Below are 1,379 nucleotides of genomic sequence, written 5' to 3' on the forward strand. Positions count from 1 at the left end.
CTTGTCAGAACTGGTTGGCGAAATATCTCAGCAACAGCATGGGCTGATTATGTTAATGGGCAAAGGTGGTGTAGGGAAAACAACGATTGCGGCATCAATCGCGGTTAAATTGGCAGAAAAAGGGCTTGATGTACATCTGACTACATCCGATCCAGCCGCGCATATTGAATCAACCCTCGATGGTGTTTTACCGAATCTTCAAGTTAGCCGAATTGACCCTATCGCTGAAACTGAACGTTATCGTCATTATGTCTTAGAAACAAAAGGGAAAGATTTAGATGCAGAGGGGCGCGCATTACTTGAGGAAGATTTGCGCTCTCCTTGTACTGAAGAAATTGCGGTATTCCAGGCTTTTTCTCGCATCATTAGAGACGCGGGTAAACGTTTTGTCGTCATGGATACTGCGCCGACTGGGCATACATTATTACTTCTGGATGCAACAGGGGCATACCATAAAGAAATTGCTAAGAATATGGGTGAAAAAGGCCACTATTTAACGCCGATGATGCAATTACAAGATCCTGAACGCACCAAAGTCATTATTACGACACTCGCTGAAACAACGCCTGTGCTTGAGGCGGAAAATTTGCAAAATGATTTAATACGGGCAGACATACATCCGTGGGCGTGGGTAATCAATAACAGTCTATCTATCACGGAAACAACCTCACCATTGTTACTTTCAAGAGCAGAACAGGAAGTCGCTCAGATTGAAAAGGTGACATCAACATTGGCAAAACGTGTTGCTATTGTTCCTTTGCTTGAAACAGAGCCTGTGGGGATATCTGCATTAAGTCAGCTCGCAGAATAAGTTTTATTTTCTAAAAATAAAAGGTGCGGAAAAGCACCTTTTAAATGAGGTTGTTATGTTTATTGCCGCATTCATTTTTATTTTAACGATCACCTTTGTTATTTGGCAGCCCAAAGGACTGGGTATTGGCTGGAGTGCTACAGCAGGGGCTGTATTGGCACTGATCTTTGGTGTGATCAGTTTTCAAGACATCCCGATTGTTTGGAACATTGTTTGGAATGCCACGGCGACATTTGTCGCCGTAATTATCATTAGCCTACTTTTAGATGAAAGTGGTTTCTTTGAATGGGCGGCATTACATGTTGCCAAGTGGGGCGGGGGTAAAGGAAAACTGTTATTCAGTTATATCGTGTTACTTGGTGCAACGGTTGCGGCCTTATTTGCCAATGATGGCGCAGCATTGATATTAACGCCCATTGTGATTGCGATGTTATTGGCACTTGGTTTCAACAAAGGCACGACATTAGCCTTTGTCATGGCTGCCGGGTTTATTGCAGATACGGCGAGCTTGCCGCTGATTGTTTCGAACCTCGTGAATATCGTTTCTGCGGACTTCTTTAATATTGGA

Annotated in this window: 2 protein-coding genes; both read left to right on the forward strand. The window is 43.5% G+C overall.

Annotation, left to right across the window (positions count from 1 at the left end; genetic code table 11):
* Window positions 1-811: ArsA-related P-loop ATPase (locus tag G6Q48_RS21910; RefSeq protein ID WP_305849367.1), on the forward strand; the 811-nt coding region annotated here is incomplete at its 5' end.
* Window positions 812-866: 55 nt separating this feature from the next.
* Window positions 867-1,379 (forward strand): ArsB/NhaD family transporter (locus G6Q48_RS21915; RefSeq protein WP_256372941.1); only part of this gene is annotated, 513 nt, incomplete at its 3' end.

Origin of the sequence: Providencia sp. M-27 (genome assembly GCF_011077905.1) — a bacterium.
Classification (GTDB): domain Bacteria; phylum Pseudomonadota; class Gammaproteobacteria; order Enterobacterales; family Enterobacteriaceae; genus Providencia; species Providencia huaxiensis.